Annotated in this window: 13 protein-coding genes and 2 pseudogenes; 7 read left to right on the top strand and 8 right to left on the bottom strand. The window is 54.1% G+C overall.

What is annotated here, in order from left to right:
• Positions 1-30 precede the first annotated feature (30 nt).
• Positions 31-1,566: a Fic family protein gene (locus tag D888_RS0117725; protein ID WP_020677918.1), complete on the bottom strand. Its 1,536-nt coding sequence runs from the start codon at positions 1,564-1,566 to the stop codon at positions 31-33.
• A 606-nt stretch (positions 1,567-2,172) separates the two neighbouring features.
• Between D888_RS0117725 and D888_RS0117715 the strand changes: the two genes are divergently transcribed.
• The gene (locus D888_RS0117715) at positions 2,173-2,781 is read left to right on the top strand and encodes a type IV toxin-antitoxin system AbiEi family antitoxin domain-containing protein (protein WP_020677916.1); all 609 of its coding nucleotides are present in this window, start codon (positions 2,173-2,175) and stop codon (positions 2,779-2,781) included.
• Between the two features lie 228 nt (positions 2,782-3,009).
• On the opposite strand, the gene D888_RS0117710 is transcribed toward D888_RS0117715, so the two are convergent.
• The 3 genes from D888_RS0117710 to D888_RS0117700 all read right to left on the bottom strand — a co-directional run bounded on the left by D888_RS0117710 (position 3,010) and on the right by D888_RS0117700 (position 5,206).
• Positions 3,010-4,263, bottom strand: a complete 1,254-nt coding sequence (locus tag D888_RS0117710; protein WP_020677915.1) for a type II toxin-antitoxin system HipA family toxin — start codon at positions 4,261-4,263, stop codon at positions 3,010-3,012.
• Positions 4,244-4,597, bottom strand: coding sequence for a helix-turn-helix domain-containing protein (locus D888_RS22240; RefSeq protein WP_026362472.1), 354 nt, complete (start codon positions 4,595-4,597; stop codon positions 4,244-4,246). Before D888_RS22240 ends, D888_RS0117710 begins: the two co-directional genes overlap by 20 nt.
• Before the next feature lie 114 nt (positions 4,598-4,711).
• Positions 4,712-5,206, bottom strand: a complete 495-nt coding sequence (locus tag D888_RS0117700; protein WP_020677913.1) for a helix-turn-helix domain-containing protein — start codon at positions 5,204-5,206, stop codon at positions 4,712-4,714.
• Between the two features lie 14 nt (positions 5,207-5,220).
• On the opposite strand from D888_RS0117700, the pseudogene D888_RS24815 reads away from it, so the two are divergent.
• Together D888_RS24815 and D888_RS22235 are read left to right on the top strand one after the other, a co-directional pair.
• Positions 5,221-5,343: pseudogene (locus D888_RS24815) on the top strand (ATP-binding protein); the annotation flags it as partial.
• A gap of 45 nt (positions 5,344-5,388) precedes the next feature.
• The gene (locus tag D888_RS22235; protein ID WP_281169686.1) at positions 5,389-5,688 is read left to right on the top strand and encodes a magnesium chelatase subunit ChlI family protein; all 300 of its coding nucleotides are present in this window, start codon (positions 5,389-5,391) and stop codon (positions 5,686-5,688) included.
• A 105-nt stretch (positions 5,689-5,793) separates the two neighbouring features.
• On the opposite strand, the gene D888_RS0117690 is transcribed toward D888_RS22235, so the two are convergent.
• Positions 5,794-6,831: an alcohol dehydrogenase catalytic domain-containing protein gene (locus D888_RS0117690; RefSeq protein WP_026362471.1), complete on the bottom strand. Its 1,038-nt coding sequence runs from the start codon at positions 6,829-6,831 to the stop codon at positions 5,794-5,796.
• Between the two features lie 396 nt (positions 6,832-7,227).
• Here D888_RS0117690 and glgC point away from each other — a divergent pair, with 396 nt between their 5' ends.
• A complete protein-coding gene (gene glgC, locus D888_RS0117685; protein ID WP_020677910.1) occupies positions 7,228-8,511 on the top strand; it encodes a glucose-1-phosphate adenylyltransferase in 1,284 nt (427 codons plus the stop codon).
• 13 nt (positions 8,512-8,524) lie between these two features.
• Here the strand turns inward: glgC and D888_RS22230 are convergent, their stop codons facing one another.
• Positions 8,525-9,295 (bottom strand): hypothetical protein, encoded by a 771-nt coding sequence (locus D888_RS22230; RefSeq protein ID WP_020677909.1) that lies wholly within the window; start codon positions 9,293-9,295, stop codon positions 8,525-8,527.
• Between the two features lie 459 nt (positions 9,296-9,754).
• On the opposite strand from D888_RS22230, the gene D888_RS0117675 reads away from it, so the two are divergent.
• Positions 9,755-10,981, top strand: coding sequence for a CaiB/BaiF CoA transferase family protein (locus D888_RS0117675; RefSeq protein ID WP_020677908.1), 1,227 nt, complete (start codon positions 9,755-9,757; stop codon positions 10,979-10,981).
• A gap of 13 nt (positions 10,982-10,994) precedes the next feature.
• Here the strand turns inward: D888_RS0117675 and D888_RS22225 are convergent, their stop codons facing one another.
• Positions 10,995-11,216, bottom strand: coding sequence for a hypothetical protein (locus D888_RS22225; RefSeq protein WP_020677907.1), 222 nt, complete (start codon positions 11,214-11,216; stop codon positions 10,995-10,997).
• A gap of 293 nt (positions 11,217-11,509) precedes the next feature.
• Between D888_RS22225 and D888_RS0117665 the strand changes: the two genes are divergently transcribed.
• Entirely contained in the window at positions 11,510-11,776 is a 267-nt protein-coding gene (locus tag D888_RS0117665) for a hypothetical protein (protein WP_020677906.1), read from the top strand.
• A gap of 138 nt (positions 11,777-11,914) precedes the next feature.
• The gene (locus D888_RS0117660; protein ID WP_020677905.1) at positions 11,915-12,847 is read left to right on the top strand and encodes a mechanosensitive ion channel family protein; all 933 of its coding nucleotides are present in this window, start codon (positions 11,915-11,917) and stop codon (positions 12,845-12,847) included.
• A gap of 164 nt (positions 12,848-13,011) precedes the next feature.
• Here D888_RS0117660 and D888_RS23765 read toward each other — a convergent pair.
• A pseudogene (locus D888_RS23765) lies at positions 13,012-13,775 on the bottom strand (TSUP family transporter).
• Positions 13,776-13,801 lie beyond the last annotated feature (26 nt).

Raw genomic sequence — 13,801 nt, 5'->3', positions numbered from 1 at the left:
ACCGACTGCGCCCCATTGCCAGTATGACTATCAAATGCCGTCTGACTGCATCGAACTGGCAATGAACTCCGCAAAAGGTTGAATTTTCCCTCGCGAACTCGCCGCCTCAAGAGCTGCCATATAGTTCGCTCGTTTTTCTATTCGGATAACCGTCCACGGGTACCCTCCAGAAGCCAGCATGGCATTCATCAGGAACCGGCCCAGTCGACCATTGCCGTCAAAGTACGGGTGGATGTACACGAATAGAAAATGCCCCAGTACAGCCCGAACGGTTGTATTGGGTTCATCCTCCAGCAGGTCGCACAGTTCCGGCATCATGTCACGAACAGCATCCTGTGAGGGGGGAACATGGGTCGCCCCTCTGATAAACACTTTGTCTGTCCGGTAGCCGGCCAGATCGGACGGTTTCAGGAAACCAGCATCAACATTGGGTGAGAATAGATTGCGATACCATGAAGCATGATCCCGGCGGAACGCTTCGCCGGGGTTCACCCCTGTGAGAATACTTCTGATCGTGGCCTTAACCTCATTGTGAGCGAGCCAGTAACCATGCGCCGCCATAGCGTTCTTCATTTGCGCGTCAGAGTCATTACTATCTGGATTCCAGTCACCGGTTGCGACCTTTTGAATGAGTTCCGGTGTGACACGATATCCCTCAATTGAAAGTGAGTGATAGGCATCAGTTTTGTAGTTTTCTTCAACCGTCTTCATGAACTTTTCAATGTTGGTCGGAATGCCGGGCTCTGTTGGGAAAGAGACCAGAACGGTCTCTCGCATTGCCTGCCACATGAGACGCATCCGCAGGACATAGGGTGATTGCACTCTGGAGAACGCCAGGATCGGCGGTGCGATACTGAAGGGATTGGACTCAATGACCACATATCCTGCCGCTCGCATGGTTGCTAGCACATTATCCGCCAGATCTTCGCGCCCCGATGCCCGTAGGGCCCCTGCGAGACGCCCGGCAACGGTGCTATGGCCCCCTTCGAGCAGTTCCCTGTTCAGATCCGATACATCCCGTAACTGATGGAGAGCGATGTGCGCGTCCTGAGCGTAGGTGGTAAAAAAAGCTTCCGGCACGCGAATGAGAGCCACGGGAAGCGACAGGACACGAATTTGCTCAACAAGCTGGATTTTGGCGGCAGGAGTGAAATCCTTGGTCTTGTAGTCCAGGATTGAACAGTTGTCTGGCAGCTTCAGCAGGCCGTTCTGACCGAGCGGCGTGTGGATCACGACCTGCTGTGGCGTAATCGTCTTTCCCGTGTGCAAAAACAATGAGTATTCTGCTGACACATGCCATTTTTTTCCAAAGCGCTCCGTGCAATAGCCCTGGATGAAGTCACGCATCGCTGCATACCAGGGAGTGCTGTCGCCGGTGTCTTCTCCAGGCCGGCACGGCATATACCACCCTTTGAAGATAGGTCGCAGGAAGCCGTTCTTGACGAGGCTTTCCCGCTGAAGGCGGGTCAGATCAACTGATTTTATTGCGGTTTTGCCGTCATCCTGCAATTTCTTCAGGGTTGTCAGAGCTTCGGCAAGCCTGCGTTGCGCTGGGGGGATTGCCATTGTATACCTCATCCGTTGCTAGATTATTGTGACTTACGATAACTAGATTATTGTGTCTTGTCAACGCTAGATTTTTATGTGTTGCCACAACAAGATTGTTCTGCTCTCTATCAGATCAAAGTTGACCATACTATTGTTGTGGTACGATCAGATTTGATAGCATATTCCTCCTCAAAATTCATGAACGTTGCTCGCACTGATGCTCCATGAGGCTATCGGATAGAAACTCTTCAATTTTTTTTCGATTCTTCTGGCAAGGTTTGTGTCTTCCTGCCAGCCAATCGGACAGTTGCTCTGGGTCGCGATCCATTTTGAAACCAAGCTCTTCGAGTGTGAGCCCATTGATCAGTTTAAACCAGGAAAGGCGTTCCAGCAGATTGTCAGGGCGGGGGATAGGGTTGTAACCGAGAAACTGGATTAAATTTGGCCCAACCAATTCTGAGCCTAAACGACTCATATCTTGAGGCGTTTAGGCTAAATATTCGCCTCACGCAGAGAAACAGCCAGTATCAATACAAGCAGAATAATTGATTTGACCGCCAAGTTTTTGTTGCAAATACTTGTCACTTATGTATATTTGAAGAGGATTTGCAATAAGGAGATTCCATGGGTCGGCAACAACAGATACTGGATCTTGCCAGAGAAAAAGGGATTATCCGGGCCGAGGACGTCGAAACGGTGGGGATTTCCCGAAACTACCTGTACCGAATGCACAAGGAAGGTCTTCTGGAGAAGAGGGCTGTGGGACTCTACGCTCTGCCGGAAGCTCCCGTGACAGAGAACTCGTCTCTGGCGGAGGTTGCGAAAAGGCTGCCTCACGCCGTTGTTTGTCTTATTTCTGCCCTGAGTTACCACGAGATCACCACCCAGATTCCCCATGAGATATGGCTGACGATCCCGAGAGGCTCGTGGCGGCCGGATGTGGAATACCCACCGCTTAACCTGTCCTATGTTTCAGGTCCGGCCTATTCGTTCGGGATTCAGGAGCATGTCCTAAACGGTGTGGCGGTTAAAATTTACAGCCCTGCGAAGACGGTGGCTGATTGCTTCAAGTTCCGAAACAAGGTCGGCCTCGATGTCGCCATTGAAGCGCTCCGCGAGGCATGGCGTTCACGTAAGGTCACCATGGATGAGCTGGTGGAAGCCGCCAGAGTCGACAGAGTGTCGAAAATCATGCGCCCCTATCTGGAGGTGTTGATCGGCATCCAAATTTGACCCGGCATCGGCATGCTGGGTCCGAGGGGGGGGGCAACGATTTAACTCTTTGTTAATACGTCAGAAGTCAGAAGTCAGAAGTTAAGTGGGTTAATGTTCAACGCCGAGTTCATCTCTAAGAGGGTCAAATTTGGATGCCGACTGACACATTGGCAGCAGGACCCGAAACGTTGCCCTATCCTGTATCTGCCGCAGCGGAACCTCGTAGCGGGCGAGAACCCCAGCCCTTTATTTTTTACCAGCGGCCATAAACAAGTGCGCAGCCTCCAGACAGTCCTGCCGGGATAGACCATGGTTTCGGGCGCGACGCTCCCAATCCGAAACGATCTCAATCACCTTTTCGATGATGGCCTTGGCGCGCTTTCTGTCTAGCCGATAATAGCCAGCCGTTGCTAAAACAACGCTCAGGTCAGGCAGGCGGTTCTCAATGTCCAGAGCCAGAGCATGCTCCTCCTTTTTGAAAGAAGGATTCATGTCGTAGGCCGGTGCCAACCGCCAGCCGGCAGGGGAACGCATGAAGCCGTGATTACGCAGATGGTCGTCGCGGTTGGCGGTGGCGACATTGAACACTAACCGCGTGAACAATTCTTCAAGATCGGCGGATAGAAGGTCAGGCTCACCGAAGGTCGCCAGAAATTCCGCCAGTTCCAGGTAGCTGGCATCATCCGTATCAACATGCTTCAGCAGCGTCATGGCCGAGGCAAAGAAGCGTCGGCTCTCCCTCGCGCGATCAAAACGCTTGACGAGAAAAGTATGGTACCCGTCGCCGAGCTGCATGAGCTGGGATTCCGGGACGGAGATCCCGCAGTCGCGGGCGAGATCGTGCAGGACCTTCTCCCAGACTGCGACATCGTAGTCGTCATCCGCCGAAGGGAACTTGGCGATCCAGAGGTGCCCCTGATCATCGATAAGGTTCGCCTTCGGACGTGCGCCGCCAAGCGAAGCTCCCGGTGCGACAAGGACTTTCAGCCATTCTTTGATTTTGTCAGGGCTGGCCAGCTTCTTTCGGGTCAATTCGAAGGCAATGGTCTGTAATTCGGCAATCTTGGTGACGGGAGGGGCGGACAGGGCTTCGGCGGCGAGAAAAATATTGCTGTCTGGCAGGCTGTAGCGTAAGGCCCCCATGCGGGTGCAGTCCTGCACTCCTAGCAGAAACTCCCAAGGGCCAAGGGTTCGGGAGGAGCGTTTCTCATCTCTGGCCTCAATAGCCTCCCGGCGCTTCATCAGCAGTTGGCCCCAGCGATCAGGACAGGAATCCATGAAGACCCCGAAGTTTGAGCCACTAGGATAAAACTCGCCCGGCAGCAAATCCAGCTCAGGATCGAGCGGGAAGACATGGGCGTGTGTGAGCCAGTCAGGATCATAAGCAAAACTGACGCTGCCGCGATCCCCTTGCGACAGGGTGCCGATCTTCTGCAGGGGGCCGAAAGTAGGATCGTCCAGCCAGACCCACAACTGTCTTCTATTTGTTCCCTTCGCCATCAGCGTCTTCCTGCGGAAGTTTTTTCTTGCGAGGTGCTCTTTGTCTGTGCGGGAGAGCCTCGTCTTGCAGCCTGCGGCCCAAAACATCTTCATTGGCAATTTGCGCCAGGTCAGCCAGCAGGCCAAGAACACGTAGCACCTGCACATAGTGGCCAAAAGCAACCGATGGATCCCCTTTTTCAATCTTGGAGAGCGTCGGCCGGGAGATATCGGCTCTGGCGCAAACGACCTCCATGGAGAAACGCCTGCGCAGACGCGCATCCTTCAGTCTGAGCCCCAGAGACTCGACTTCCTTCAGGGACCCAGGATAAATATGGAGAGTCTTTTTTGACATAATGGTAAATATAATTACCAAACATGGCTAAATTAGTCAATCTTATTTACTGTTTTGCTTTTGACGTGAATTAATCAACTCATGATTTGAGTTAACTATATGCGCCTATTCGACTCAGACATTTCTTGTCGGCTGAACCCTACAGGAGTTCTCTGCACCGTTTGCCAAAAAGATCTCAATTTCTTCCCGGTTCCGCCGACAGGGTTCATGGCGTCCGCTTAACCAGTCCGCTAGCTGCTCTGGATCTCGTCTCATCTCGACACCAAGATGTTCCAGAGTCAGGCCGTTGATCTGTTTGTACCAGGCCAGTTGTTCCAGCAGGTCATCCGGTTGGGAGATGGGGTTGTAGCCGAGAAACTCTATGACCCTGGGAGTGAATCGCAGATCAACCGACCCTCTGTTTTCCCAGTTCCAGACCGTTGGAGTCGTGACGTCGAGCCTGGCAGCGACATCTTTCTGGTACAATCCAAGCTCAATTCTACGTCGCCGCAGGTGATCGCCAAGGGTGATTGGTTCGCGGGTGAATTCTTCAAGTGGCTGAATCGTAAGCGGTATTTCCATTTTTCCTGCAGTTTGATCAAGCTTTAAATTGTTGGTAAAGGGGTCCACATCTCTGCCCTTGTGGTTTTCGCGGCGACACGGCCCACGACTGTACCTGCACCCCGCCGATGTTGCAGCGTTACCGTAGTCGTCTCTCCGGGCCCCTGCTCGACCGCATCGATCTGCATATCGAAGTCCCGCGCGTCCCACATAAGGATCTGACCGACCAGTCTCCCGCCGAGAGCAGCGCTGTGATTCGTGAGCGTGTCAACCGCGCCCGTAAGATCCAGCGTGAGCGCCTGGCCCCCTTCGGCCTCCACGCCAACAGCCAGATGCAGGCTCGGCACATACGGCGTTTCTGCAAATTGGATGAAAAGGGTGATCAACTTCTCGAACAGGTCACCGACAAGCTCGGCCTGTCGGCGCGTAGCTTCACGCGCATCCTCAAACTGGCGCGGACTATAGCTGATCTCGCTAAATCAGAGGCGATTCAGACATTACATCTGGCGGAAGCGATTCAGTACCGGGGGTTGGATCGCAAGCTGGGCTGAGAGTCTTGATACAGTTACTCCTTTGTAGAAGAGCAGATAACTGATCTTCTACTCCTTAAAGCCCCTGTCCATGAGAATAACCTTCGCTTGTGTTTATGTGATTACCTAGGTCGCAGGACCGATGCGGAGTACCTTGGCCCCCTGGATTTTTCCTTCTTTCAGCTCCAGAAGGGCGCGGTTAGCTTCCGCCAGCGGAAACTCTTCGATGGTTGGATGAAGCGGAATTTCGGCAGCCAGGGCCAAAAATTCACGGACATCGGCGCGACTGACATTGGCCACGCTCTGAATGGTTTTTTCCAGCCAGAGGTCCCGCGGGTAATCGAGCTCACCGAGGAAAGCTTGATCCTGCTTTTCTTTGCGGATGGCGTTGATCACCAGCCGCCCGCCGGGTTCCAGCTGGCGCAGGGCGTCAGCCACCGGCTTCCAGGCCGGGGTGGTATCAATAATCGCCTGCATCAGTCCCGGCGCCTGCTCATCACTGCCACCGGCCCATGCCGCGCCTAAATCGCGAGCAAATTGCCGTTCCTGTTCACTGCGGGCGAACACATACACCTGTAAATCCGGGTATTGATGCCGCGCCAGTTTCAGCATCAGGTGCGCACTGGCACCAAAACCGGTCAAACCGAGGGGCGCTCCCGGCTGGAGCTGGGCGAGACGCAGTGAGCGATAGCCGATAGCCCCGGCGCACAAAAGCGGTGCGGCTTCGGCGGCGGTAAAAAGCTCCGGAATCGGGTGGGTAAAGGCCATCGGCACCACCATGTATTCGGCATAGCCTCCATTCACATCGCGGCCGGTGGCGCGAAATTCAGGACAGAGATTCTCGCGACCAGTCCGACACCAGCGGCAGATTCCACAAGCAGAATAGATCCAGGCGACACCCACCCTTTCACTGAGATATTTTTCGCTTACCTGTGGTCCGATCTGATCGATCCGACCGACCGCCTGGTGACCGAGTATTACCGGCAGGCTGACCGGAGGAGTCCGCCCTTCAATTTCATCCAGTTCGGTGTGGCAGACCCCACAGCTGGCGACCCGAATCCGCACTTCACCGGGGCCCGGTTCAGGGATGGGGCATTCAACCAGCTGCAAAGGTTCACGTTCGACGCGCAGATCGACTAATTTATCCAGATACATGGCATGCATCAGTTTTGCCACAAAGACTCCTTACGGTTTTTCGTCGAGCCTGGCGTTATGTCGCCAACACGGGATTTACCACCAAGGGATTCAACGCCTTTTATTGGTTTTGGCAAAGTGAAACCGGCCGGAATTACCTTCCTGAGCAGGGATACTCGTAAGTCGGCAGTGGCTTCTCCTTGCATTGACCTTAGATGAATTCCGACCAGAACCCCTGAACCAGCGAGGGAATCCCCTCAATCAACTTAAACGTTGCCACAGAAAGTTTCGATGTCAATCCAGTGAAAGTGGGCGATAAATTACTTGAATAAAGAAAAAATGTCGGCTGAGTTCCCTCAATTATCAAAAATGACGGCTATGCTTGTCTGTAGGAGGGAGCGACCCCTTTCTCTAAAGGAGGTTTCCATGCCTGACAATATGAGTAACAGAGTTGTTTACCGTTACGTGAGCCATCTAACCAAGGATACCTTCGCCCTGATTCTGGCTGGTGGCCGCGGCACCAGGCTGCATGAATTGACCGACTTTCGCGCCAAGCCTGCGGTTTATTTTGGCGGGAAGTACCGGATTATCGATTTCCCGCTCTCCAACTGCATTAACTCGGGCATTCGCCGGATGGGAGTGTTGACACAATACAAGTCACATTCACTCATTCGACACCTGGTGCGGGGCTGGAGTCATTTTAAAAAAGAACTTGGAGAATATGTGGAGATATTGCCGGCCTCGCAACAATTCTCCAAGGATTGGTATCAGGGCACCGCTGACGCGGTTTATCAGAATCTGGACATCATCCGTTCGGCCAGACCAAAGTTTGTCTTGATCCTGGCCGGGGATCATATCTACACAATGGATTATCGTCCAATGTTGCTGGCTCACGTTGAAAGCGGTGCCGACATGACGGTCTCTTGTCTGGAAGTGCCGATCGAAATGGCGGCTTTTACCTTCGGGATTATGACCGTCGATGAGAGACACCGCGTTATCCAGTTTGACGAAAAGCCTGAGCATCCAACCCCCATTCCCGGTAAGCAGGGCGTCACTCTGGCCTCCATGGGCAACTACATTTTCAACACCGATATCCTGTTAAAACTTCTGGACAGGGATGGTAAGAATGCCGGGTCCGAGCATGATTTTGGTAAAAACATTGTCCCGGCCATGCTTGAGGATCACAGGGTCCATGCCTACCCGTTCAGGCATCCGGCGACCAATGCGCTCGCCTACTGGCGGGATGTGGGTTCGCTGGATGCCTTTTGGGAAGCGAATATGGAACTCATCTCGCCGAACCCGGAACTGAACCTTTACGACCCCGACTGGCCGATCTGGACCTATCAGCGCCAGTTGCCGCCGGCAAAATTTGTCTTTGATGACGATGGACGGCGGGGGATGGCGGTCGATTCGATGGTCTCCGGCGGTTGTATTATCTCTGGCTCACAGCTTAAAAAGACCCTCCTGTTTTCCAACGTCAGGGTTCATTCCTACTCAAGCATTGAAGAAGCGGTCGTTTTACCGGGGGTTGTCATCAACCGGCATTGCAGAATCAGGCGGGCTATCATTGACCGGGGCTGCAACATCCCAGCAGGATCTGTCATCGGTTTCGACCCTGCACAAGACAAGGCAAACGGTTTCCGCATCTCAACGAATGGTCTCGTGCTGGTAACGCGCAGCATGTTGAAGGCACCTGAGGAGGCTGCGTAAACAAGGGTAAGGCTTAGTGTTCATGCAGACCGATGGCGCGCAACAATGCCTGGAACTGGCAAGGTTCTGGTTGCAGTTTGTACTCTTGCAGCCATGGCAGCAGGGTGTCACGCTCGGGCAGGTGCAGAAGCCTGCGAATGTTTTGTGCCAAGCGGGTGCCCCACAACAACCCGGACACCAGTGAGGTCACATTGTTGGGGCGACGGCTGGTGCTGCTATGACTGAAGTCGATGATGGTCAGGCGTTCACCATCAATAAAAACATGCTCAGCTGCACAGCGCAGCGCACCATGGTCAATTCCCGCTTTGTCCAGATAAAACCCTTGCCAGAGCAGGCGCTGGAGCATGTTGGATAATTTGGGGGCCTCTTCCGTGCTCAAATGCGGCAACCAGCCTGCCAAAGACTGACCTCTCAGACGCTCCATGACCAGCAGATCACCTTTTTGACAGTAGAGTTGCGGCCCGATGTGCAGCAGATTCGCCTGCCGCAAGATGCGCGCTTCCTCATTGAGGTCGGCTTGTTGACAACCGCTGCGGCGCAGCTTGATGGCGACCGCGCGGCCCTGCCAGATTCCGGCAAACACCAGCCCGCAATAACCGACTCCGAGGAGAGATAACCTGTCCAGGCGTACAGGTCCTGCGGCCAGCAAGCATTCGACCCCGAGTTGCTGCAGCTGCTGGAGGTATTGCACCTGTTGCTCTGGATTATCGTCGGGATAACTGAGCAGGCGCTGGTAGGGGTGGTTCTCCGTGAGGAGGATAGAGAGTTCAGTCGTGTCGTTCATCTGTGTTTGCCGGAGTGTTTTAGGCACAGGATTTCGCAGCCAAACAGCTAGTTATAAGTAGTTTTACCAGCAAGAATTTCTTCCTCATAGCCCTCGTTCCCCATGAATTAAAAAAGTCTGCACGCGAAACGTCCTTTAATCCACGTGAAGTCCGGGACAGTATATTCCGGAAAATTGCCGGTAGTCGAGAATGATCCATTTATGTTCTTCGCCGCGCGGACCCACAAGGGGTTAACCTGGGACTCAAGGAGCCTCTCCCTTATCTGGATTTGGCCTGTTGCGGCATCGTCCGGGGCGCGCTACTATCTCGTCGACCACGTGGCGACTTGCCTGCTTTTTACTATTATCGGGCTTCTCTCTCCAACAGAATCGGTCAACCCCTGATGGTGTTACTTAAAGCGGGATCATGCGAATAGCACAAGCTTGCTGTTTGAGAACGCGCAAGAAAGGATAAAATTTATGGCGGGGCCACTCGGTCATATTCGCGTGCTCGATCTCAGTCGGGTACTGGCTGGCCCCTGGGCGGGTCAAACCCTGGCCGATCTGGGCGCCGAGGTTATCAAGGTCGAACGCCCCGGAGTCGGGGATGATACCCGTGGCTGGGGTCCGCCATTTCTGCAGGATGCCGCAGGGAACCCGACCAGTGATGCCGCCTATTTCCTCTCCACCAATCGCGGCAAGAAATCGGTCACCATCGATTTTACCCAGGCTGCCGGGCGCGAGCTGGTCTGTCGTCTGGCTGAAGAGAGCGATATCCTGCTGGAGAATTTCAAGGTCGGCGGGTTGGCCAAGTACGGGCTGGATTATGCGACCCTCAAGCAGCTCAACCCACGACTGATCTACTGTTCAATCACCGGCTTCGGCCAAACAGGGCCAAATCGCCAGCGTGCAGGCTATGATTTTCTGATTCAGGGGATGGGGGGCTTGATGAGCGTGACCGGTGCGCCGGACGGTGAACCGGGAGGTGGCCCGATGAAGGTCGGCGTCGCCATCGTCGACATCTTCACCGGCATGTACGCCAGCACTGCGGTGCTCGCCGCCCTGGCGCATCGCGAGCGGACCGGCGAGGGGCAGCACATCGATCTGGCGCTGTTTGACGTCCAGGTCGCAACCCTGGCCAATCAGGCGATGAACTATCTGGTCAGTGGCACCGCGCCGGGTCGGCTCGGTAACGCCCATCCGAATATCGTCCCCTATCAGGCGCTGGCGACCGCCGACGGGCATATTATCCTGGCGGTCGGCAATGACGGTCAGTTCGGAAAATTCTGTCGCCTGGCCGGATGTGCTGCCCTGGCGACCGATCCGCGTTTTGTCGGCAACGCCGCCCGGGTTGAAAATCGCACTCAGCTGATTCCGTTGATCGAAGAGGCCCTGCGGCAACGCGTTAGTAAAGACTGGATCGACCTCCTCGAAGGGGCGGGCGTCCCTTGCGGCCCGATCAATACCCTCGCCGAAGTTTTTTCCGACCCGCAGATCGAGGCGCGGCAGATGCGCATCGATCTGGAACATCAGAGCGCCGGCAGCGTTCCGCAGGTCGGTAGTCCGATGAAGTTTTCACAAACACCCGTCGAGTATCAGCAGGCACCACCAGTGCTGGGTGAGCATAACCGCGAGATCCTCGGCCAACTGCTCGGTTTGTCAGAAGCGCAACAGTTGCAGTTGGCCAGCGACGGGATCATAGCGTAAAAAGGAGACTGATTTATTTTTCGGCTTTCCTTGGTCGCCCCTGTGACCACGGGTGATCGGCTGGGTCATCATACAAGCCGACCTGGCCGGGATTCATTTCCACATAGCGACAGCTGGCCAGCAGATAGCGGCTGTTCTCTAGCGGACTCGATTTGAACCGCCCCTCTCCCAAGGTGCCGCTGCGCCCCTCAAGGTGATTGACCTGACGGGGCTGTCCTCCGGCAACCCGCTTCATCAACCTATCAAGCGCCTCAGGATCGTCCCAGGAACTCTCAACTTGATTCTCAATTTAAGTGTGATAGGAGTTTACTAGCGGCTGACCCTGCGGAGTCGGCACGACCTGTTGCGGGGTAAATAAGTCGCCCGCCTGGATTAACTAGGAGATCCGGGCCGATCCGGCCTGCAATCTGGTTGAATCGGCTCCCGATCACGATCCGGCGAAAGTTATCAGCTCTGAATACAGAACTGGCTTTGTCCCAGCATTATGGCAAGGCTCAGACGGAAAAATGAGTGAAGAAGGGATAAATTATGGACTTTGAAAGAGCAAAGAATAATCCCGGCAGTCAGTTTAGCAGGCCGCTTGACCTGCTGACAGAAAACGCTCTAACCCGCGAGCAGAAGATCGCCATCCTCCGTCGCTGGGAATATGACGCACGCGAATTGGCTGTCGCCGAGGAAGAGAACATGGGTGGCGGACCGCCGAGTGTGCTCCCGGAGGTTTTAGAGGCTCTGCATCGCTTGAATGCCGAGATTGATGTCGAACATTCCTCTCCGACCAAGCAGGGTGGAAAATAATCAGCTTGTTTATCTGGTCTAAATAAGGCTGCAGTTCTCAGCGTACTTTAATCTCTGTCGATGGCACGGCGGGGAGGTGGCTGGGTTCTATTTCAGGCTCAGTCGAGCCTGACTTCATATGGGGATCTATAAAATAGTATGGATATCGTTAAAGAATTTTTTAATAGTTTCACCTGGGAAGTCATCATCAAGACTTCGCTGCGCGTCTCTCTTATCCTCATTTTGAGCTGGGTCGCTACCAAAATAATCCTTAAACTGATTCAGCGTTTCGAACATCGTCTGGTGCAGACAAGTGCCGAAAAAGGGGAACCCCCCTCGGAGTCGGAGAAGCGGATTGAAACCATTGTGCGTCTGGTCAAGCAGGCGGTGCTGCTGGCATTCTGGTTGACCGTCGGTCTGATTCTGCTCAAGGAGTTCGGTGTGGAAGTCGGTCCGATCCTCGCCAGTGCGGGGGTGGTCGGCGTTGCTTTAGGTTTTGGTGCCCAGAATCTGGTACGCGATATTATTGCCGGATTTTTTATTATTCTGGAAAATCAGATCAGAATAGGGGATGTCGCTACCATCAATGGCACCGGCGGGCTGGTCGAAAAAATTAATTTCCGGACCATCGTTCTGCGTGACCTTGCCGGGGTGGTGCATATCTTTCCCAATGGGACCATTACGACCCTGAGTAACCTGACCAACCAATGGTCGGCATACGTTTTTGAGATCGGGGTAGCCTACAAGGAGAATACCGATCAGGTCATCGAGGTCATGCGTCAGGTAGGCCAGGAGATGCAGGCGGATGAGACCTTCGGTCACAAGATTCTTGAAGATCCCGAAATTTTCGGGGTAGATAAATTCGGCGATTCTGCGGTGGTCATTAAAGGGCGAATCAAAACCTTACCGATTCGACAATGGGAGGTCGGCCGTGAATTCCTGCGACGGATCAAACTGGCCTTTGATGAACATGACATTGAGATTCCATTCCCGCATCGCTCTATTTATTTTGGCGATCAGAGCAAGGCGTTTGATCTCAGAGTTCTGGGGAAAAGGACGGAGGCAAGCACAGAGGCAAGCACAGAGGATTGACGCCTCACAACAACCCTGACACCAGTGCGCTCACCATCAATAAAAACATGCTCCGGCACAGCGAATCCAAGTTGGGTCGAGATAAAACCCTTGCCAGAGCAAGCGACAGAGCATTCTGATTTGGGGGCTCCGCTCGCAGCAGTGCAGGTAGATTAAGGATGTTGCTATGCCAGAAAAAGATCGTAAGCGCACTTCAGCAACAGCAGCAGCAGCACAAAACGGAAAACCGGGACAACGACCCGGTCGGCATTGCTGATAACCAGTCCGCTGCCGATCCAGTTTCCGCAGATGGACCCGGCGATGGCGACCAGGGCGATGGGCCAGAAAATACGACCCTGAATCAGAAAATAGATGAACGCTGAAATGTTTGAGGCATAGTTGACAATGCGCGCATTGGCGCTGGCTTCGCGGGTTCCCATGTGCAGAAAAACCATAAAGGCCAGCAACAAAAAGGTCCCGGTCCCGGGGCCGAAGAGGCCGTCATAGCCGCCGATAAAAAACCCGGCCAGGGTGGCCGCAAGGCAATCTGAGCGCGGCTTAGGTCCGGCTTTGCCGCAGCGGGGGTCATGTGGTTGGCCTGCAGATAAAACAGCACCGGAATCACGACCAGCAGCAGGGTGAAAATCAGACTGCGCGAGAGGTAGGCAGAGAGGGAGGCGCCGAGCGTTGATCCGACCAGGGCCGCACCGATGGCATAGACCACTGTCTGCCAGACGATCGTGCGGTTTTTGATATAGCGGAAGACGGCGAAGGTTGTTCCCGCCGAACTGACGCACTTGTTGGTCCCCAGGATCAGTTCCGCAGGCAAGCCCATGGCCAGATAGGTTGGCACCGTAATCAAACCGCCACCACCGGCAATCGAGTCAATCAATCCGGCAAAACCGACCAGGAAGAAGACCGTAACATACTGCCATAGTTCGATTTCCATAATTTTGCCAGTTATGAGAGGGATCA

The organism is Geopsychrobacter electrodiphilus DSM 16401 (genome assembly GCF_000384395.1).
GTDB classification, from domain to species: domain Bacteria; phylum Desulfobacterota; class Desulfuromonadia; order Desulfuromonadales; family Geopsychrobacteraceae; genus Geopsychrobacter; species Geopsychrobacter electrodiphilus.
The sequence above is the reverse complement of the archived record's forward strand: the minus strand, read 5'-3'. Positions and strand labels throughout refer to the sequence as shown.